This window comes from Olleya sp. KJ81-1, from assembly GCF_055808135.1.
In genome coordinates, this window is record NZ_CM147854.1 from 2,450,916 (window position 1) to 2,470,151 (window position 19,236).

Consider the following 19,236-nt stretch of genomic DNA (forward strand, 5'->3'; position numbering starts at 1 on the left):
AATGATACAAAACATAATAAAAGGAATAAACGGATACTCTGGTGCATTTGCACTAATTTCAAAACTTAACCTTTGGAAGTATTTTTTTATTCCTATTATTATTAGTATTCTAACAGCAACTGTTATTGGATTTACAGCTTATGGCCTTTCTGACAATGTTGGACAATTCATAGCAAAAATTTGGTTTTGGGAATGGGGTAAACAAACCTTTACAACCATATCTACAGTCCTTGGTGCTATAATTATTATAGCATTAGGCATAATTCTTTACAAACACATTATTATGGCATTATCGGCTCCATTTATGAGTCCTGTGTCAGAAAAAATAGAAACGCATTTAACTGGTATAGTTAAACACAATCACAGAAAAACATCGTTTCAAGAGCAACTTTGGCGTGGGATTAGAATTAACATCAGAAATTTAGGTCGCGAGCTACTAATTACCATTCCTATTTTATTGCTTAAATTTATTCCTGTAATTAATATCTTTTCTACAGCATTATTAATAATCATACAATCCTATTATGCTGGTTTTGGTAATATGGATTACACCTTGGAGCGTCATTTTAATTACAAAGACAGTGTAAAATTTGTTAGAGCTAATCGTGGACTAGCTATAGGTAACGGACTAGTTTTTATCCTGTTTTTATTTATTCCAATAATTGGTGTAATTTTAGTACTACCCTTAAGTGTAACAGCAGGAACAATTAGCACTGTAAAACGTCTTAAACCCGAAAATCAAAACCTAATCTAATGATTGCAACTTTTGATGATTTTGAAATCAATCCCATCCACAATGGAGATGCATGGAAAATTTGTGATTTCATGGTTACTAATCAAGATAGGTTAAAACGTTATTTTCCTAAAACATTAGAGCAAAATCTAACACCGACTTTATCACAACTATTTGTAGATAAAAAAGTAAAACAATTTAATAATAAAGAAGAGTTTTTATTCACTTTAAAAAATGCTGAGACTAGAGATTTAGTAGGACTAATTTATATAAAAGAAGTCGACCATCACATCAAACAAGGTGAGTTTGCTTATTGCATTGATTACAACTTTCAAGGCAAAGGACTAATGACAAAGTCTGTTGCTGCATTATCATCTTACGCCTTTAAAAATCTAGATTTAAACACACTACAAATCATCGTTTTTAAAGACAATATTAGCAGTGTTAAAGTAGCAAATAACAATAGTTTTAATTGGATTAAAACCTTAAAAAACGAATTTACTCCAATTGGTGAAAACCCTCTTGATATGGAGTTATATGAATTATACAATGAAAGATAAATTTTTTGAATACATACACCAATTACAAGACAGCATAACCGCTGGATTAGAAAAAATAGATGGCAAAGCTACCTTTCAAGAAGACATTTGGAAACGACCAGAAGGTGGTGGAGGACGCACACGAGTTATAGAAAACGGAAATGTTTTTGAAAAAGGTGGTGTTAATATTTCCGGAGTTCATGGTAAATTACCAGACAGCATGCAAAAATATTTTGGTGTTGAAGATGCCGATTTTTTTGCTTGTGGATTAAGTCTAGTTTTACACCCTAAAAATCCAATGGTGCCTACTGTACACGCAAATTGGCGTTATTTTGAAATGTATGACAAAGACGGAAATATTGTAGACCAATGGTTTGGAGGAGGACAAGACCTAACACCTTATTACTTATTTGATCAGGATGCAACGCACTTCCATCAAACATGTAAAACAGCTTGCGATAAACACAATGCAGAATTTTATCCAAAATATAAAGCACGTTGTGACGAGTATTTTTATAATACACATCGTAATGAAGGACGTGGTATTGGAGGCTTGTTTTTTGATTACTGTAAAGCTTCAGAAGACATGACTATGCAAAACTGGTACGATTTTGTAACAGAAGTTGGTGATAGTTTCCTAGAAGCCTATGTACCTATTGTAACAAAAAGAAAAGATTTAGATTACACCAAAGCACAACGCGATTGGCAAGAAATACGTCGTGGTCGATATGTAGAGTTCAACTTAGTGCATGATAAAGGAACCCTTTTTGGTTTAAAAACCAATGGTAGAATAGAGAGTATTTTAATGAGTCTTCCGCCACATGTGCAATGGGTTTACGACCATCATCCAGAAACAGGAAGCGAAGAGGAAAGGTTAATTAAAATATTGCAAAACCCTAAGGATTGGGTCTAAAATGAATTGCTACTGCGGAAATAATAAAAGTTATAAAACCTGTTGTGAAGTGTTTCATTTAAATAATGGAAAAACCGAAACAGCAGAGCAATTAATGCGCTCAAGATATAGCGCATTTGTATTGGCAAATGGCGATTATTTAATGCAAACACACCATATTTCTGCTAGACCAATTTCAGAAAAAAAGCAATTGTAAAATGGGCTAAATCTGTAGAGTGGATAAAACTTGAGATTTTAAATACAACTGATGGTTTAAGTAATAATGAAGATGGCACAGTACTGTTTAATGCCTATTTTTATGACAACGGAAGCATTGATGTAATACATGAAAACTCTGCTTTTATAAAAGAAAACAACAAATGGTATTACTTAGGTTATGCCAAAAACTAATATAATTATGTATCCAATTAAAAGAAATAGACGATTAAGAACAAACGAAGCTATTAGAAGCTTAGTACGAGAAACAATAATCTCTCCAAACGATTTTTTAGTACCTCTTTTTATTGTCGAAGGAAAAGGTATTAAGGAAGAAATTGCTTCTATGCCAAATTACTATCGTTACAGCTTAGATTTATTACAAGCCGAAGTTAAAGAACTGTGGAAACTAGGTTTAAAATCGGTATTGCTATTTGTAAAAGTTCCGGACAATTTAAAAGACAATAAAGGGACAGAAGCTATTAATCCTGATGGATTAATGCAACGTGCCATAAAAACAGTTAAAAATGTTTGTCCTGACATGTTAGTGATGACAGATGTAGCATTGGATCCTTATTCAGTTTATGGACATGACGGAATTATTGAAAACGGAATAGTTGTCAATGATGACACTGTAGACGTTTTAGCAGACATGAGTGTATCACACGCTCAAGCTGGAGCAAATTTTGTTGCACCAAGCGACATGATGGATGGTCGCATACTAGCCATTCGCGAAGCTTTGGAAGACGAAGGATTTACAGATACAGGTATTATGAGCTATTCAGCTAAATATGCCTCAGCTTTTTATGGTCCTTTCCGTGATGCTTTAGACTCAGCTCCTGTGGATGCACAAGATATCCCGAAGGATAAAAAAACCTACCAAATGGATTATGCTAATCGTTTTGAAGCGCTACGCGAAACCGAAATGGATATAGATGAAGGTGCAGATATTGTAATGGTAAAACCAGGATTATGCTACCTAGATATTGTCCGAGAAATTAAAAACGAAGTCGACGTACCTGTTGCTGTATATCAAGTCTCTGGAGAATATGCAATGCTTAAGGCTGCTGCCGAAAAAGGCTGGCTAGACCACGATGCTGTTATGATGGAACAAGTTACAGCTATCAAACGTGCTGGTGCAGATGTAATTGCTAGTTATTTTGCTAAAGATATTGTAAAATTAATATCGTAAATTCGCAGTACATTAATTAAAAATCAATCCATGGGATTATTACTATTTTACGGAGTTATATCAATATTTTTTTCGTTTTTATGCTCTATTCTAGAAGCTGTTTTACTAAGTGTTACTCCAACATTTATTAACCTAAAAAAGCAAGAAGGTAAAGCGTTTGCAACAAATTTAGAAAATCTTAAAAAAGATGTAGATCGACCTTTAATTGCTATTTTAACACTAAATACAATCGCACACACTGTTGGTGCAATTTTAGTCGGTAAAGAGGCAGAAGGACTTTACGGAAATGGTGATGGATACGGAGTTTTTGTAGTGTCTGCAGTTATGACTATTTTAATATTAGTCGCTTCAGAGATTATTCCAAAAACAATTGGTGCAACTTATTGGAAAAGTTTCGCTGGTTTTACAACAACAGCACTTAATATTTTAATTTTCCCATTAAAATGGACTGGATTATTATGGTTAATGCAACTTACAACAAAGTTAATTGGTGGTAAAGGTCATGGTAGCGTACTAAGTCGCGAAGGATTTTTGGTTATGGCAGATATGGCTCATGAAGAGGGTGTTTTTGAGGGTAACGAAAGCAGAATTATTAAAAACCTGTTAACATTTAAAGAGGTTTTTGCTAAAAACGTAATGACACCTCGTACTGTAATGCAATCTGAAAATGAAACCACAACTGTGGAAGACTTTTTTAATAGAAACATGAACCTTCGTTTTTCAAGAATTCCTGTGTATTCTAAAACAGAAGATAATATCAAAGGATTAGTTTTAAAAGACGAAATTTTTAAAGAAATGGCTTTAGGAAATGGATCTAAGAAGTTAGTCGAATTAAAACGAGACATTATTATCGTAGATCGTAACTTACCTATTCCAACACTTTTTGAACAACTTGTAGAAACTAGAAATCATATGGCTTTAGTGGTAGACGAGTATGGATCTGTTAGTGGAATTGTAACTATGGAAGATGTTATAGAAACACTTTTGGGCATGGAGATTATGGACGAAAGTGATAACGTAAGTGACCTACAAAACTTAGCTAGAAAAAGTTGGGAAGCGCGTGCTAAAAAACTAGGCATATTAGACGAAAACAACCCTGAGTAACAATGGAATCATGCATTATCAAATCACCTTTAGGTTTTACAAAAATAACAGGTGATGTTAATGGTATTGCATCAGTAATCGTTTTAAATTCAGAAGAACAAGTTTCGGTAAAAATACCTAAGGTTTTAAATGACTGCGTCCTTCAGCTTAACCAATATTTTGAAGGTTCACGAGAACAATTCAGCTTAAAGCTAAACCCAAAAGGTACCGCTTTTCAAAACAAGGTTTGGGACGCCTTACTAACCATTCCGTTTGGCAAAACCACATCTTATCTCCAGCTTTCAAAACAATTAGGTGATGTAAAAGCAATCAGAGCTGTTGCTAACGCTAATGGTAAAAACCCATTATGGATTATAATACCATGTCATAGGGTTATTGGCACAGACGGAAGCTTAACAGGATACGCAGGAGGTTTACACCGCAAACAATGGTTGTTAGACCATGAAAGTCCGTATAAACAGCAATCTTTATTTTAATGTACAAAGTAGTCTCTCAATTTTTAACACGTTTTGTTAAACCAGCAACCATATATAAATACGGTTTTAACTGGTCACCAATGTATAGGCGTACAACCGCTAGACTTACAGAAGTTAGCGACGATTTACACTATGTCAAAATACGCTTAAAGCTTAATTATAAAAATCGTAATTACGCTGGATCTATGTTTGGTGGTAGTATGCTATCTGCAACAGATCCTATTTACATGATACAACTTATTCAAATTTTAGGTGACGACTATGTCGTTTGGGATAAAGCAGTTACTGCTAAATATAAACGTCCTGGTAAAAGCACTATTTATGGTGAATTTATTTTTACTAAAGAAGAAATTGAAGCCTTAAAAAATCAATTAAAAACAGAACAACAAGTTGATATTATCAAAACAATGCAATTGGTAAATACCAAAGCTGAAGTTATTGCAGAATTTTCCAAAACGCTATACATCGCGCAAAAAGCATACTACAAGAAAAAGCTTGCCCTAAGACTTAGCAAATAATAAATTTTGATTCATAATTTTATTATATTTAAAATCTAAACTAATAAAATAAATGAAATTCTTAAAAAAGCTTCTTAAAGTGCTTGTAGTTCTTTTTGGATTACTAATCGCAACCCTTTACATAACAGACACAGACTACTTAATTAAAGCTGTACGTACCATTTACATGCGTGGTTATACAACCGCCTTTTTAGATGACTACAAAAAATTTGATAACCAAGAGGTAAAAAATGGAACACCTCAACCTTGGCCTAATCATATTAACTACAATACAGTAACAGAAACCAAAACATTGCAAAAAGCCAATAAAGATTGGGGAACAATAGCATACGTTATTATAAAAAACGATAGTATCTGGTTTGAAAACTACTATGATGGTTACAACAAAGACTCTAAATCTAACTCGTTTTCTATGGCTAAAAGTTATGTCTCTGGGCTTATGGGAAAAGCGATAATGGAAGGTTACATTAAAAGTTTAGATCAGCCAGTTTGTGACTTTTTACCAGCATTTTGTGATGGCGAAGCAGCAAAAATGACTGTTGGAGATTTGTCTAGCATGTCCTCTGGTACCAATTGGGATGAAGCATACTACTCGCCTTTATCTATTACTACACGTGCTTATTTTGACGATGACTTAGCTAAAGTTATGAATGGTTTAAAAGTTGTTGATCAACCTGGTCAAGCTTTTAAATATGCTAGTGGAGACACACAAATGTTAGCAATGGTTATTGAAAAAGCAACAGGTAAAAAAATGTACGATTATTTAACCGAAAGCTTTTGGAAACCATTAGGTAGTGAAAACGAAACCTTATGGCAAGTCGATAGTGAAACACACGATTTAGTAAAAGCCTATTGCTGTATAGCTAGTAACGCTAAAGATTTTGCAAGATTTGGTAAACTATACAAAGACCATGGAAAATGGAATGGACAACAAGTTCTAGATTCTGCTTTTGTTGCTAAATCCTTAAAACCTCGTTTTACAGCTAGTCCAGAATATGGCTATGGCTGGTGGTTAAAAAACCAGATTGGTAAAGACTTTTTCATGATGCGTGGACATTTAGGACAATATGTAATTGTACAACCAGAAGACAATGTTATAATTGTACGATTAGGACATCAAAAATCTCCAGATGCTGGTGTTGGTGTATTTACTAATGATATTACCTTATACATTGATGAAGCTTATAAAATGCTAAATATGAAACCTTGATATTTTGTTATTTAACATAGTGTTAGTTAATACGCTTTTAATTTATTCATTTTTTTGAGTAAACTAATCAACCATGAAAAAACTAATTTTTACATTTTATGTACTCTTATTGTGTAACAGTACGTATGCACAAGACTCATTAAATATTGACTTTGAAATCCTGAAAGAGAAAGAGGCTGTTGGATGGTCTTCCTTTGGAAACAAAGAATATAATATTGTTTATGACACAGCAATTTCTCAAAACGGAGTAACATCTGCATCTATAGAGGGTAATGGTAATACTGATGAGTTTCGAGTTTTAACATATACTATTCCTGCTGATTTTGGAGGAAAAAAATAAAGCTAACTGGCTATTTAAAAACTGAAAGCATAGTTAATGGTTGGGCTGGTTTATGGATGCGAATTGATCCAGATATAAGTATTGATAACATGGAATCAAGAAAGGTCCAAGGTACCACAGATTGGAAAAAATACGAAGTAGAATTAGAGACTAATAACAATGCAACATCTATTTCCTTTGGTGGTTTAATAGTTGGAACAGGAAAAATATGGGTAGATAATTTTAATATAACAGTTGATGGTAAACCACTGGATCAAGCTCCTGAGAAAGAATTGGACAAAGAATTTGATAAAGGTTCTAAAATCACAATAGATTTATCTCAAAAAAACCAAATAGAAAATTTAACGCTTCTGGGACGAATTTGGGGTTTCTTAAAATACTACCATCCAGAAGTTGGAAAAGGAAATTTTAATTGGGATTACGAATTATTTAGAATATTACCAGATTATCAAAAAGCTAAATCTAATAAAGATCGAGATAAAATCCTTAGTAATTGGATAGATAATTTAGGAACTGTAAAAATCTGTAAAAAATGTAAACCATTAGACGAAAATGCTGTTTTAAAACCTAATTTAAGTTGGATTACAGATGGTAATTTATCTAAAGATTTAAGTGGCAAACTACAGTTTATTACCCAAAATAGACACCAAGGAAACCATTATTATATTGATATGGTTCGCGGTGTTGGAAATCCAGAGTTTAAAAATGAAAATCCCTATGCTAACATGCCATATCCAGATGATGGTTTTAGATTATTATCGGTTTATAAATACTGGAATATGATTAATTATTTTTTTCCTTATAAACATATAATGGATAAAGACTGGAATGAAAGTTTAAAAGAAAATATTCCACCATTTATAAATGCTAAAAACGAATTAGAATATGAATTAGCAGCTTTAAAGATGATTGCAGACATTAAAGACACTCATGCTAATCTTTGGGGAGGAAAAGATAAAATTAACGAAATACTTGGTGACAACTATCCAAATTTCCATGTTTCATTTATTGAAAACAAGCTGGTTATAGACAACTTTTATAACGAAGACAATGCTAAAAACGGTTTGAAAATAGGAGATATTATTACGCGTATTAACGGAAAAAAAGTTGAAGACATTGTTAGAGATAATCACGATTTTTATCCAGCTTCAAATCAACCAACACGCTTAAGAGATTTCAGTTTTAATTTATTACGCACAACAAGTGACAGCATAAGCATTGAAATAGAAAACAACGGAAACAAATTAATTAAAGCAATACCTGTCTATAACAAAAAAGACATAGCTGGTTTTTACAAATGGTATACTAAAGATGAAAATATTAGTAGTTTTAAGCTACTTAAAAACAATATTGGTTACGTTTCTCTTAAAAACATTAAAAACAAAGACGTGGACAAAATAAAAAAAGAATTTAAAGACACCAAAGGGATTATTATAGACATTAGAAACTACCCATCAGCCTTTACGCCTTTTACACTTGGTAGCTTTTTTACTTCATCTAAAACACCTTTTGTGAAATTTACGACAGGTAATATAGATTATCCAGGAGAATTCACGTTTGGTGACAATTTATACATTCCTTCAAAAAGAAAAACATATCAAGGTAAAGTAATAGTATTAGTAAACGAAATATCTCAGAGCGCAGCTGAATATACAGCTATGGCATTTAGAGCAGGAGATAATGTTTCTATAATAGGTAGCACAACAGCTGGAGCAGATGGTAATGTATCTACAATTTATCTTCCAGGAGGATTAAGAACTATGATTTCTGGAATTGGCGTATATTATCCTGATGGTACTCCAACCCAACGTGTTGGAATCGTACCAGATATTGAGGTAAAACCAACGATTAAAGGACTAATAGAAGGACGTGATGAATTGATTGAAAAAGCAATAGAAATCATTGATGACGCTAAAATTATACCAATAAACGCTAAAGATTGACCACTAATGATAACCAAACTCAACCTTGAAAACATCTTATTTCTAGACATAGAAACCGTTCCGGAAACACAACATTTTTCTGATTTAGACAAAACTAAGCAAGATCTTTGGGATGCTAAATCACGTTACCAACGCAAGGAAGATTTTACAGCAGAAGCGTTTTACGATCGTGCTGGTATTTGGGCTGAGTTTGGAAAAATAGTATGTATTTCGGTTGGATACTTTACCATTAAAGGCAACACACGCTTGTTTAGAACAACATCCTTTTATGGAGAAGAACGTAAACTTTTAGTCGAATTTAAAAACCTTTTAATTTCTCATTTTAGTCAAACAAAGCATTTACTTTGTGCACATAACGGTAAGGAGTTTGACTTTCCATACATCGCTAGACGTATGATTATTCATAACATAGAATTACCTTATAAATTAAATCTTTTTGGTAAAAAACCTTGGGAAATTCCGCACTTAGACACCATGGAATTATGGAAGTTTGGTGACTACAAAACGTATACATCATTAAAGTTAATGACTAACGTTTTGGGCATTCCTAGTCCAAAAGATGATATTGATGGTAGCGAAGTTTATAAAACTTACTATGAAGACAATGACATTGATCGTATTATTATTTATTGCGAAAAAGACACCATTGCAGTAGCACAAATATTTTTACGTTTACGTGGCGACTCCATTCTTACTGATGATGAAATCATTCATATTTAAATAAACATAAGGGTATTACATAAATAAAAAGCCTCAACTTACGTTGAGGCTTTTAGCAATAAAAAAATGATTGATTAATTAAGACTAATTGTTATTGCTTTATAAATTTTCTTGTTTCAATAGTATCATTTACTTCAAATTGTATTAGATATAATCCAGCTTCAAGCTTACTTACATTAATACCGTTTGATGTTGTAACACCTTTAACGACTTGTTGTCCTATCATGTTAATTACCGTAAATGGTAAATCCTCTATATTAGTTTTAACAAATAAGGCATCACCTTTTACTGGGTTTGGATATACAGCAATTTCAACGCCTAGATGTTGTACAAACCCTTCGTTAGATGTTCTTGCTGTTCCGCAAGCACCTAGATTAGTCCATCCACTTGCTGTTCTTTCATATAAATTACCTAAATAAGTTACTTGATCTCCAACTGAGTAAGATTGGCTACCATTATATTCTGCAACTCCTGCACACTTATCTGCAGATCCATTGGTTAAACTTATAGCGTCTACTGCCATATCACCTTGCCAAGTTGTACCTGTTGTCCCATCAAATCTTAATCTTACTGAATTTCCTGAGTAAGAGGACAAATCTACATTTGCATCTAACCAAGAATTACCTTGATTACCAGATCGCGTCCAAATTGTTGACCAAGTTGATCCATTGTTAGTACTAATAGCTAAACTTAAACTTCCCATTGCAGATGTACCATACATATGATATTTAAAGCTAAAGTTTCCGTTATTAATTCCAGATAAATTAAAACAAGGCGATACTAATAAGGCACGTTTAGTAGAATAATTTGGTGCTGAAGACTCCATGAATACATATTGTGATCCTTCACTTGCGCTAGATGGTCCAGTGTTACTTGACGGAGTAGACCCACTTCTTCTAGTCCAATTAAAGTCGTCACCACTACCTTGTGTCCAAGCGCCAAAACCTGATTCAAAACCTTCATTATAAGGAAAAGAAGAAATTGCTCCAGAACAACCAGTAGTACTTGCTGGACTTACTACAATACTTCTAGAGACTTGGTTTGCTGCATTACCTGCTGCATCACTAACATTATAGTTTCTTGTATACGTTCCTGCTGTATTAGTATTAACTGTTCCTGAAATTACAATACTAGAAGTAAGGTTTCCATCAACATTATCCGTTGCTGTAGCACCTTGTTCTGTATATGTATCACCAACGGTTAAGTTGATTGTAGATCCTCCAATTAAACTAATAACTGGTTTAACAGTATCTGCAACTCCAATCGTTAAATTAATAGTATAATCTTCCACTTCTCCATAAGAAAAAGTTTCACAAGATGTAGGCACTGCGTTATATTTCATCGATACTCTTAACCTTGTGCTACCTGTAACAGCACTACTTGGCACTGTAAAGCTTCCTGTTGCTGGAGTTGCTGTTGATGCAGCTTTAGAGAAAATTTGTTCTCCTGAATCTGTAAAATCACCATCGTTATTATAGTCAATCCAAGCTGCATAACCCTCTGCATAAGTGGTTCCTGTCCAAGTTGGTGTAATAGTAATAGTATTAGAAGATCCTTTAGTTAAATTAGTTGTTATGCTAGTAAAATCTGAATATAATTGTGCTCCTGAGGCATTGTTAATAGATCCTACCTGAACACGACTAATATACTCGTCACTAACACTATTCCCTTGCGAAGCACAATATTGCGTACCTGTTGTACAAGGTGTACATGCAGAACCACCACAATCAACTCCTGTTTCGTCTCCATTTTGAACACCATCTGTACAAGTTGGTGTAGTTCCACCTCCTCCACACTTATCAGATAATCCTAAAGCTGCACGAGGTCCTCCACTAAGTAACGTTGCTCGCATACGCGCTTTTTGTCCTTGTGTAAATAAATTCATACAAGAGTCATTGGTGTAATCCATATAGTTTTGCACCATATCTGTAGACCCACAAGAGACTTGTCCTACTGGACATCCACCATTTGATGTTTGATGTGTAGGTGTATCACTTACAAAATCATTACCACAATTAGCATCTCCCCAAATATGACGTAAATTTAAAAAGTGACCTACTTCGTGTGTTGTTGTTCTTCCACCATCAAAAGGCGCACTAACATTACCTACTCTACCAAAGTAATTGTAACCCATTACAACACCATCTGTTGCTGCGCTACCACCAGGAAATTGAGCATAACCTAAAATAGTATTTCCTCCACTTGTCATTTGTGGTACAATCCACATGTTTAAATACTCACTAGTATTCCATGGGTTAACACCTCCAGTTGACGTTCTCTTCATATCATCAGACGTTCCCCAATCTTGACGTGTCACTTGTTTTCTAGTAATACCTGTTGTTGTATTTCCGTTTGGATCAATGGTTGTTAAACAAAACTGAATTTCAGAATCGGCTGCTTGTGACCACGTATTATCTGCATCAGGATTAGTACGTCTAAAATCTTCGTTTAAAACATCCAATTGTGACTGGATTTGAGCTACACTAATGTTTTCGGTACTGTTTCTATATAAAACATGCACTACGACTGGTATGGTAATTATGCTTCCATCAATTCTCGCATTTTGGGATTGTGCAACACGTTGTTGCGTAAAAGCTTCGATCTGATCCATCCTTTGCTCTAAGGTTGGATCTAATTGTTTTCTGTATTCTAAGTTCTCCATTGTTGAACAATTTCTATCTTGCTGAGCAAAAACAGAAAGTGTTAACAGAAAACTTAATAATGATAAAGTAATTGTTTTTTTCATATTAATTATTTAATAGATTATTATAATTATTAATGATTTGTTACGTAAATTATTAAAACTTTAACAATAAATCATTTTTAACTATTTGTTTTTCGATTAAAAACAACGTATTAAAAAACATTCGCTTTTAAGTGTGGTTTAACCCACAATCATTTGAAAGAAATTAATTACTTTTACCCTATATGAGCGAGATTTTACTTAAAACAGAAGGTCTAAAAATTGACGTAAAAAATGGATCTGACTACAAGACCATTATTAATAACATTTCATACCATATTAATACTAACGAAATTGTTGGTGTAGTAGGAGAATCTGGTTCTGGTAAATCCGTATCGTCTTTAGCTATTTTAGGGTTGCTATCTAAAGCTATTTTTAAAATAACTTCAGGACGTATAATTTTTGAAAATAAAGACTTAACAACTTTAAGTAATAAAAATCTGCAAACCATAAGAGGTGCTAAAATTGGAATGATTTTTCAGGAACCAATGAGCTCTTTAAATCCATCTATGACATGTGGTAAGCAAGTTGAAGAGATCTTACATCAACACACTTCTTTAACTAAAAAACAAATTAAGGCAGAAACACTAGTATTACTCGAAAAAGTAAAACTTCCAAATCCTGAACGCGTTTATCAAGCTTATCCTCACGAAATTTCTGGTGGACAAAAACAACGTGTCATGATTGCTATGGCAATTGCATGCAAACCTCAACTACTTATTGCTGACGAGCCAACCACAGCTTTAGATGTGACGGTTCAAAAAGAAATAATTAGTCTATTAAAAGAGCTACAAACCGAAACTAAAATGAGTATTATTTTTATTACTCATGATTTAAGTTTAATATCAGAAATTGCAGACCGAGTGCTTGTTATGTATAAAGGTCAAATTGTAGAGCAAAATACTGCTAACACAATTTTTAACAAGCCAAAAGACAATTATACTAAAGCACTTATTAAATCTAGACCATCATTAGATGTTAGACTTAAAACACTACCAACAATAGCTGATGTATTAAAAAATGAAGTTTCGGAAGTAGTCGTGACTAGCGCTATGCGTCAAATTCAGCATAAAAAAATATATGCTAAATCACCATTATTAGAAGTTAAAAATCTTGAAAAAGAATATATTTCTAAATCAGGTTTTTTTGCTAAAGCAGAAACATTTAAAGCAGTTAATAACGTTAGTTTTAATTTGTACGAAGGTGAAACTTTAGGACTAGTAGGCGAATCCGGCTGTGGTAAATCTACCTTAGGAAACGCCATCCTACTACTAAATAAAGCCACTAAAGGTCAAATTTTATATAAAGGCAAAGACATTACCAATTTAACTAAAGCTGAAACAATAGCTATTAGGAAAGATATTCAAATCATTTTTCAAGATCCTTATGCCTCACTAAACCCAAGGCTAACTATTGGTAATGCTATCATGGAACCTATGAAAGTGCATAATTTATATACTAATGATACTGAAAGAAAAGCAAAAACTTTAGAGATATTAAATCGTGTTGGACTAGATGACACTGCCTATAATAGATATCCACATGAGTTTTCTGGAGGACAAAGACAACGTATAGGAATAGCGCGTACTATTGCATTACAGCCTAAATTAATTGTTTGCGACGAGTCTGTGTCTGCTTTAGACATATCTGTACAAGCACAAGTTTTAAATTTATTAAATGAACTAAAAGAAAAGTTTGGTTTTACCTACATTTTTATTTCTCACGATTTAGCAGTAGTAAAATACATGAGTGATCAACTTTTAGTAATGAATAAGGGTAAAATAGAAGAATTAGCTGATGCTGATATAATATACAACACACCTCAAAAAGCCTATACAAAAAAGCTAATTGCTGCCATCCCAAAGGGACTATAGCATAAATACTTTTTTGGTTAAATAGAAAACGCTGCTAATAAAATTAACAGCATTTTTAAATCCTTTTCTTAAATTCTTAAAAAACATAGTAGGTCAAGTTTTTGATAAATTTGAAACAAAAAAGTATTAAAAATAGATTAAGTCATGGTAGACTTGGGTTATTTCTAATGGTTAGGTTTGGGATTGTAAACATACAACCTCTTTTCATAATAATCAGACAAAAAGCATAATTATTCGATGAAATACACTTAATTTTAACATTTAGTGTGTTTACTACACCTTTTTACTTTGTTTTTTTAGCTGGCTTAGTAGTCAAAACACCTCTAGTAGGATAGTAACTTCTACCGTAATTAGAACGTCTATCCTCGCCTAATCTAGCTGCCACTTGGTTAGTCATTTTAATTACAAACACCTCCTCAGCATTTGGAAACGACAAATCGCGTCCATCTGCATCTATTTTTTGACCTTTAGACGTATGGTTTCTCTTTCTAGCTAAATAATCTTCTGTATCATATAACTCATTATAACAATGGATTAATTCATGAGATAATAAGGATACAGGAGAATTGTATCCTTTATTGCGTTTAAACCATCTTTTTTTATGATTTTTCCTAAAAATAACACCATGTGTATCGTAAAACATAATGGTGTTATATTTAGGGCTGTAAGCATTTTTTTGACCTGAAACAATTGTTATATTATTATCGACGTCTTGAATTAACACATCAATAACATCAACATTATGTGTTTGATTGTCCTCTTTAAAAGTTATGGTAAGCGCACTACTTTTTACTAAAAAATCCAAAGCAATGGTCACATTTTTTAAAAACCGATCTTCAATTATATCATGATTTCTATCTAATACATAATGATAGTCTACAAACTGATTACTTAAGGTCTTAATACGCATTATTATATATCCATTTCTGGGATATCTCCTTCAATAATCAAATGACCTTCAGTAGCTTTTTGAATTTGATCTACAGTAACTCCTGGTGCACGTTCTAATAGTTTAAAACCGCTATCTGTAACTTCAATAACAGCTAAGTTGGTAACAATTTTTTTAACACAACCAACACCTGTCAAAGGAAGACTGCACTTTTTAAGCAGCTTAGATTCGCCTGCTCTGTTGGTATGCATCATTGCCACAATAATATTTTCTGCACTAGCTACAAGATCCATAGCTCCACCCATACCTTTAACCATTTTACCTGGTATTTTCCAATTGGCAATATCACCATCTTCCGACACTTCCATAGCACCTAAAATAGTTAAATCAACATGTTGTCCTCTAATCATAGAGAAGCTCATCGCTGAATCAAAAAAGCTAGCTCCTGGTAAGGTCGTAATGGTTTGTTTTCCTGCATTAATAATGTCTGCATCTTCTTCTCCTTCAAACGGAAAAGGTCCCATTCCTAAAACTCCATTTTCAGATTGAAATTCAACTTCTATATCATCACGCACATAATTGGCAACTAACGTTGGAATACCAATTCCTAAATTAACATAGTAGCCATCTTGTACTTCTTTAGCTATTCGCTTTGCTATTCCTGTTTTATCTAACATAATGTATGTCTTTAACTTCTTTGTCTAACTGTTCTTTGCTCAATTCTTTTCTCATATTTTTCACCCTGAAAAATACGTTGTACAAATATACCTGGAATGTGTATTTGATTAGGATCTAAATCACCAACCGGAACCAACTCTTCCACCTCAGCAACAGTAATTTTGGCTGCTCCAGCCATACAAGGGTTAAAGTTTCTAGCTGTACCTTTAAAGATTAAATTTCCGGCTGCATCACCTTTCCATGCTTTTACAAAAGCAAAGTCTGCTTTAAAAGCGTGTTCTAGTACATACATTTTACCATCAAACTCTCTAGTTTCTTTTCCTATGGCTACTTCTGTACCAAAACCTGCTGGAGTAAAAATAGCTGGAAATCCTGCTTGAGCAGCACGACAACGTTCGGCTAAAGTCCCTTGCGGAATTAGCTCTACATCTAATTCGCCAGACAACATTTGTCTTTCAAACTCGTCATTTTCTCCAACGTAAGAAGAAATCATTTTTTTTATTTGCTTTTTTTGAAGTAGTAAACCTAAACCAAAGTCGTCAACACCTGCATTATTTGAAATACAAGTTACACCTTTAACATTACGCTTTACCAGCTCTGCAATAGCATTTTCCGGAATACCGCTAAGACCAAAACCACCTAACATAAAGGTCATATTATCTTGTACGCCTTCTAACGCATCTGAAACTGAATTAACTGTTTTTAGAATCATTATTTTCTAATTTTTTGTGGTTTAAATTTAATAAATAAAAAAGCCATTCTGAAGAGAATGGCTTTTAATTTTTAAGTTATATTTTGAGTTACATTTCTAACTCATCTGGGACTTCGTCATCTAATAAATCTAACCCTTGCGAATTTCCTCCATCTGGAACATACCCTTCGCAGTCTACAGCAATTGATAAGTCCGAAGGACGCTCAAAATTTGCTTCAGAAACGTCTAGTGTTTCATCTTCGTAACAACTTTTCATGTACATTCCCCAAATTGGTAATGCCATAGCTGCTCCTTGTCCATAAGTAATACTTTTAAAATGCACAGCTCTATCTTCTGCACCAACCCATACACCAGTAACTAAATTAGGTACCATTCCCATAAACCAACCATCTGACTGATTTTGAGTAGTTCCTGTTTTTCCTGCTATTGGATTTTTAAACTCATAAGGGTACCCTGTTATAATTTCTGGATACACTCCTGTTTTTGGCATCCATGTTCTGCGTAGTCTTGATCCTGATCCAGATTGTGTAACACCTTCCATTAACTTAACGGTTACATATGCTGTTTCTTCACTTAAAACATCTTTTGTTTCTGGTACAAATTGGTATAATACCGTATCATTTTTATCTACAATTGTGGTTACCATAACCGGTTTTGTATAAACCCCTTGGTTAGCAAAAGCGGAATATGCGCCTACCATTTCATATACACTTATATCTGGTGTACCTAATGCAATAGAAGGCACTAATGGTATGTCTGATGTTATTCCTAAATTTTTAGCTAATTCGGCTACTGGTTGTGGACCAACCTTATCCATTAATCTAGCAGTAATTGTGTTTACAGAGTTTGCTAATGCTTCTTTTAATGTTAACTCACCATTATAATTTCCGCCATCATTTGTAGGTGCCCAAGGCTCTGGGTTTCCATATTTATTAGCCTCAATAGTTAAAGGAGCCAATGGTAGCTTATCGCAAGGTGACATATGCAATTGATTAATTGCTGTAGCATAAACAAAAGGTTTAAAAGTAGAACCTACCTGACGTTTACCTTGTTTTACGTGATCGTATTGAAAATGTCTATAATTCATACCACCAACCCATGCTTTAACATGACCAGTTTGTGGATCCATGCTCATCATTCCTGGGTGTAGGAAAGACTTGTAATAACGCATAGAGTCAATAGGCTTCATTATGGTATCAAATTCTCCTGGACTACCATCTTTTTCCCATTTAAAAAGGGTCATTTTTGCTGGCTTATAGAAAGACGCTCTAATTTCTTTTTCATTTTTACCAGCATTTTTTAAGATTCTCCAACGCTCACCACGTTTCATTGCTGTATTTAATAACTTATCAACTTCATCTGAAGATAAATCTAAAAAAGGAGCAGTTTTATTTCGCTCTGGTGTATTTTGATTAAAAAACTCTGCCTGAAGTCTTGGCATATGTCTAGCAACTGCTAACTCAGCATATTTTTGCATACGCGAATCTATAGTTGTATATATTTTTAAACCATCATTATTTAAATTATACTTAGAACCATCTGGCTTTCTGTTTTTTGGATCTTCAATCCAATTTTTCATAAAATCCCTTAGGTACTCTCTAAAGTAGGTGGCAGTACCAGCACTATGACTATCAGGCGTATATCTAATTCCTAAATCTGTTTTTTGAAGCGAATCTTTTTCAACATCTGTGATATAACCATATTTAGCCATTTGGTCAAATACTGTATTTCTACGTTGTTTGGTCCTAATTGCACGTTGTCCCTTATCTTTAAGTGGATTAAAAAGTGATGGGTTTTTAAGCATCCCAACAATCATTGCAGACTCTTTAAGTGTTAACTCTCTAGGCTCTTTACCTCCAAAATAAATCCTTGAGGCTGAACGAATCCCATCTGCATTATTGTCAAAATCCACGATGTTAAGGTATTGCGCTACAATTTCTTCTTTGGTATATTGACGCTCTAATCTTATAGCTATAATCCATTCTTTAAATTTTTGAAGGACTCTTTTTACTTTATTGCTAGAGGCTCTTTTTGTAAATAGTTGCTTAGCCAATTGTTGCGTAATTGTACTTGCTCCTCCACTTCCAGGCTTTAAAACTGCACGCAAAGTACCACGTCCATCAATACCAGAATGCTCCATGTACCTTACATCTTCTGTTGCAATTAATGCTTGTACTAAATGCTCTGGTAACTCGTCATAGCTAACTGGAGTCCTATTATCACGAAAGTAAAATTTACCTAATGTTTTTCCATCGGATGAAATAACCTCTGTTGCTAAATTGGTTTTTGGATTTTCTAATTGTGTGTGATCTGGCATTTCGCCTAACACTCCCCAAGATGCTAGTAGAAACAATAACACTACTGATAATAAACCTCCTAAAAACAGCATCCAAAACCATCTAATATACTTATCAAAGTTTGTTGCTTCTGCTTTTTTTGTTTTTGCCATATCTATCT

The 19,236-nt window shown here is 33.6% G+C and carries 17 protein-coding genes and 1 pseudogene; 13 read left to right on the forward strand and 5 right to left on the reverse strand.

Annotated features, from left to right (window positions below; all coding sequences use genetic code 11):
* Nucleotide 1: 1 nt before the first annotated feature.
* The 12 genes and pseudogenes from AC0L3M_RS11540 to AC0L3M_RS11595 all read left to right on the forward strand — a co-directional run bounded on the left by AC0L3M_RS11540 (nt 2) and on the right by AC0L3M_RS11595 (nt 9,883).
* The gene (locus AC0L3M_RS11540; protein ID WP_473430839.1) at nt 2-754 is read left to right on the forward strand and encodes an EI24 domain-containing protein; all 753 of its coding nucleotides are present in this window, start codon (nt 2-4) and stop codon (nt 752-754) included.
* Nucleotides 754-1,293, forward strand: a complete 540-nt coding sequence (locus tag AC0L3M_RS11545; protein WP_473430840.1) for a GNAT family N-acetyltransferase — start codon at nt 754-756, stop codon at nt 1,291-1,293. Before AC0L3M_RS11540 ends, AC0L3M_RS11545 begins: the two co-directional genes overlap by 1 nt.
* A complete protein-coding gene (gene hemF, locus AC0L3M_RS11550; protein ID WP_473430841.1) occupies nt 1,283-2,185 on the forward strand; it encodes an oxygen-dependent coproporphyrinogen oxidase in 903 nt (300 codons plus the stop codon). The genes AC0L3M_RS11545 and hemF overlap by 11 nt, the downstream gene beginning before the upstream one ends.
* Nucleotides 2,186-2,279: 94 nt before the next feature.
* Nucleotides 2,280-2,575, forward strand: a pseudogene (locus tag AC0L3M_RS11555) (YchJ family protein).
* Nucleotides 2,576-2,582: 7 nt separating this feature from the next.
* A complete protein-coding gene (hemB, locus tag AC0L3M_RS11560) occupies nt 2,583-3,572 on the forward strand; it encodes a porphobilinogen synthase (protein ID WP_473430842.1) in 990 nt (329 codons plus the stop codon).
* 30 nt (nt 3,573-3,602) lie between these two features.
* The gene (locus tag AC0L3M_RS11565) at nt 3,603-4,676 is read left to right on the forward strand and encodes a CNNM domain-containing protein (RefSeq protein ID WP_473430843.1); all 1,074 of its coding nucleotides are present in this window, start codon (nt 3,603-3,605) and stop codon (nt 4,674-4,676) included.
* 2 nt (nt 4,677-4,678) lie between these two features.
* Nucleotides 4,679-5,152, forward strand: coding sequence for a methylated-DNA--[protein]-cysteine S-methyltransferase (locus tag AC0L3M_RS11570; protein ID WP_473430844.1), 474 nt, complete (start codon nt 4,679-4,681; stop codon nt 5,150-5,152).
* Complete coding sequence (locus AC0L3M_RS11575; protein ID WP_473430845.1) at nt 5,152-5,670, forward strand: DUF4442 domain-containing protein; 519 nt, start codon at nt 5,152-5,154, stop codon at nt 5,668-5,670. Before AC0L3M_RS11570 ends, AC0L3M_RS11575 begins: the two co-directional genes overlap by 1 nt.
* 52 nt (nt 5,671-5,722) lie before the next feature.
* Nucleotides 5,723-6,880, forward strand: coding sequence for a serine hydrolase domain-containing protein (locus tag AC0L3M_RS11580; RefSeq protein ID WP_473430846.1), 1,158 nt, complete (start codon nt 5,723-5,725; stop codon nt 6,878-6,880).
* A gap of 73 nt (nt 6,881-6,953) precedes the next feature.
* Nucleotides 6,954-7,220, forward strand: a complete 267-nt coding sequence (locus AC0L3M_RS11585) for a hypothetical protein (protein ID WP_473430847.1) — start codon at nt 6,954-6,956, stop codon at nt 7,218-7,220.
* 89 nt (nt 7,221-7,309) lie between these two features.
* Nucleotides 7,310-9,163, forward strand: a complete 1,854-nt coding sequence (locus tag AC0L3M_RS11590; RefSeq protein WP_473430848.1) for a S41 family peptidase — start codon at nt 7,310-7,312, stop codon at nt 9,161-9,163.
* Nucleotides 9,164-9,169: 6 nt separating this feature from the next.
* Nucleotides 9,170-9,883 carry a 3'-5' exonuclease gene (locus AC0L3M_RS11595; RefSeq protein WP_473430849.1) on the forward strand — a complete coding sequence of 238 codons (714 nt, stop codon included), beginning with the start codon at nt 9,170-9,172 and terminating at the stop codon, nt 9,881-9,883.
* A gap of 91 nt (nt 9,884-9,974) precedes the next feature.
* Here the strand turns inward: AC0L3M_RS11595 and AC0L3M_RS11600 are convergent, their stop codons facing one another.
* Nucleotides 9,975-12,629: a GEVED domain-containing protein gene (locus AC0L3M_RS11600; RefSeq protein WP_473430850.1), complete on the reverse strand. Its 2,655-nt coding sequence runs from the start codon at nt 12,627-12,629 to the stop codon at nt 9,975-9,977.
* A 182-nt stretch (nt 12,630-12,811) separates the two neighbouring features.
* On the opposite strand from AC0L3M_RS11600, the gene AC0L3M_RS11605 reads away from it, so the two are divergent.
* Nucleotides 12,812-14,500 (forward strand): ABC transporter ATP-binding protein, encoded by a 1,689-nt coding sequence (locus AC0L3M_RS11605; protein ID WP_473430851.1) that lies wholly within the window; start codon nt 12,812-12,814, stop codon nt 14,498-14,500.
* Nucleotides 14,501-14,783: 283 nt separating this feature from the next.
* On the opposite strand, the gene AC0L3M_RS11610 is transcribed toward AC0L3M_RS11605, so the two are convergent.
* The 4 genes from AC0L3M_RS11610 to AC0L3M_RS11625 form a co-directional block, all read right to left on the reverse strand.
* The gene (locus AC0L3M_RS11610; RefSeq protein ID WP_473430852.1) at nt 14,784-15,410 is read right to left on the reverse strand and encodes a hypothetical protein; all 627 of its coding nucleotides are present in this window, start codon (nt 15,408-15,410) and stop codon (nt 14,784-14,786) included.
* Nucleotides 15,411-15,412: 2 nt separating this feature from the next.
* Complete coding sequence (locus AC0L3M_RS11615) at nt 15,413-16,066, reverse strand: CoA transferase subunit B (protein WP_473430853.1); 654 nt, start codon at nt 16,064-16,066, stop codon at nt 15,413-15,415.
* Nucleotides 16,067-16,077: 11 nt separating this feature from the next.
* On the reverse strand, nt 16,078-16,779 hold the full coding sequence (locus AC0L3M_RS11620; protein ID WP_473430854.1) for a CoA transferase subunit A: 702 nt from the start codon (nt 16,777-16,779) through the stop codon (nt 16,078-16,080).
* Between the two features lie 88 nt (nt 16,780-16,867).
* Nucleotides 16,868-19,228 carry a penicillin-binding protein 1A gene (locus tag AC0L3M_RS11625; protein ID WP_473430855.1) on the reverse strand — a complete coding sequence of 787 codons (2,361 nt, stop codon included), beginning with the start codon at nt 19,226-19,228 and terminating at the stop codon, nt 16,868-16,870.
* Nucleotides 19,229-19,236: the final 8 nt, after the last annotated feature.

What these genes read in the sequence shown, in the direction of transcription:
- AC0L3M_RS11540 (WP_473430839.1), top strand. Translation starts at nt 2, where the DNA reads ATGATACAAAACATAATAAAAGGAATAAACGGATACTCTGGTGCATTT.
- AC0L3M_RS11545 (WP_473430840.1), top strand. Translation starts at nt 754, where the DNA reads ATGATTGCAACTTTTGATGATTTTGAAATCAATCCCATCCACAATGGA.
- hemF (WP_473430841.1), top strand. Translation starts at nt 1,283, where the DNA reads ATGAAAGATAAATTTTTTGAATACATACACCAATTACAAGACAGCATA.
- hemB (WP_473430842.1), top strand. Translation starts at nt 2,583, where the DNA reads ATGTATCCAATTAAAAGAAATAGACGATTAAGAACAAACGAAGCTATT.
- AC0L3M_RS11565 (WP_473430843.1), top strand. Translation starts at nt 3,603, where the DNA reads ATGGGATTATTACTATTTTACGGAGTTATATCAATATTTTTTTCGTTT.
- AC0L3M_RS11570 (WP_473430844.1), top strand. Translation starts at nt 4,679, where the DNA reads ATGGAATCATGCATTATCAAATCACCTTTAGGTTTTACAAAAATAACA.
- AC0L3M_RS11575 (WP_473430845.1), top strand. Translation starts at nt 5,152, where the DNA reads ATGTACAAAGTAGTCTCTCAATTTTTAACACGTTTTGTTAAACCAGCA.
- AC0L3M_RS11580 (WP_473430846.1), top strand. Translation starts at nt 5,723, where the DNA reads ATGAAATTCTTAAAAAAGCTTCTTAAAGTGCTTGTAGTTCTTTTTGGA.
- AC0L3M_RS11585 (WP_473430847.1), top strand. Translation starts at nt 6,954, where the DNA reads ATGAAAAAACTAATTTTTACATTTTATGTACTCTTATTGTGTAACAGT.
- AC0L3M_RS11590 (WP_473430848.1), top strand. Translation starts at nt 7,310, where the DNA reads ATGGAATCAAGAAAGGTCCAAGGTACCACAGATTGGAAAAAATACGAA.
- AC0L3M_RS11595 (WP_473430849.1), top strand. Translation starts at nt 9,170, where the DNA reads ATGATAACCAAACTCAACCTTGAAAACATCTTATTTCTAGACATAGAA.
- AC0L3M_RS11600 (WP_473430850.1), bottom strand. Translation starts at nt 12,629, where the DNA reads ATGAAAAAAACAATTACTTTATCATTATTAAGTTTTCTGTTAACACTT.
- AC0L3M_RS11605 (WP_473430851.1), top strand. Translation starts at nt 12,812, where the DNA reads ATGAGCGAGATTTTACTTAAAACAGAAGGTCTAAAAATTGACGTAAAA.
- AC0L3M_RS11610 (WP_473430852.1), bottom strand. Translation starts at nt 15,410, where the DNA reads ATGCGTATTAAGACCTTAAGTAATCAGTTTGTAGACTATCATTATGTA.
- AC0L3M_RS11615 (WP_473430853.1), bottom strand. Translation starts at nt 16,066, where the DNA reads ATGTTAGATAAAACAGGAATAGCAAAGCGAATAGCTAAAGAAGTACAA.
- AC0L3M_RS11620 (WP_473430854.1), bottom strand. Translation starts at nt 16,779, where the DNA reads ATGATTCTAAAAACAGTTAATTCAGTTTCAGATGCGTTAGAAGGCGTA.
- AC0L3M_RS11625 (WP_473430855.1), bottom strand. Translation starts at nt 19,228, where the DNA reads ATGGCAAAAACAAAAAAAGCAGAAGCAACAAACTTTGATAAGTATATT.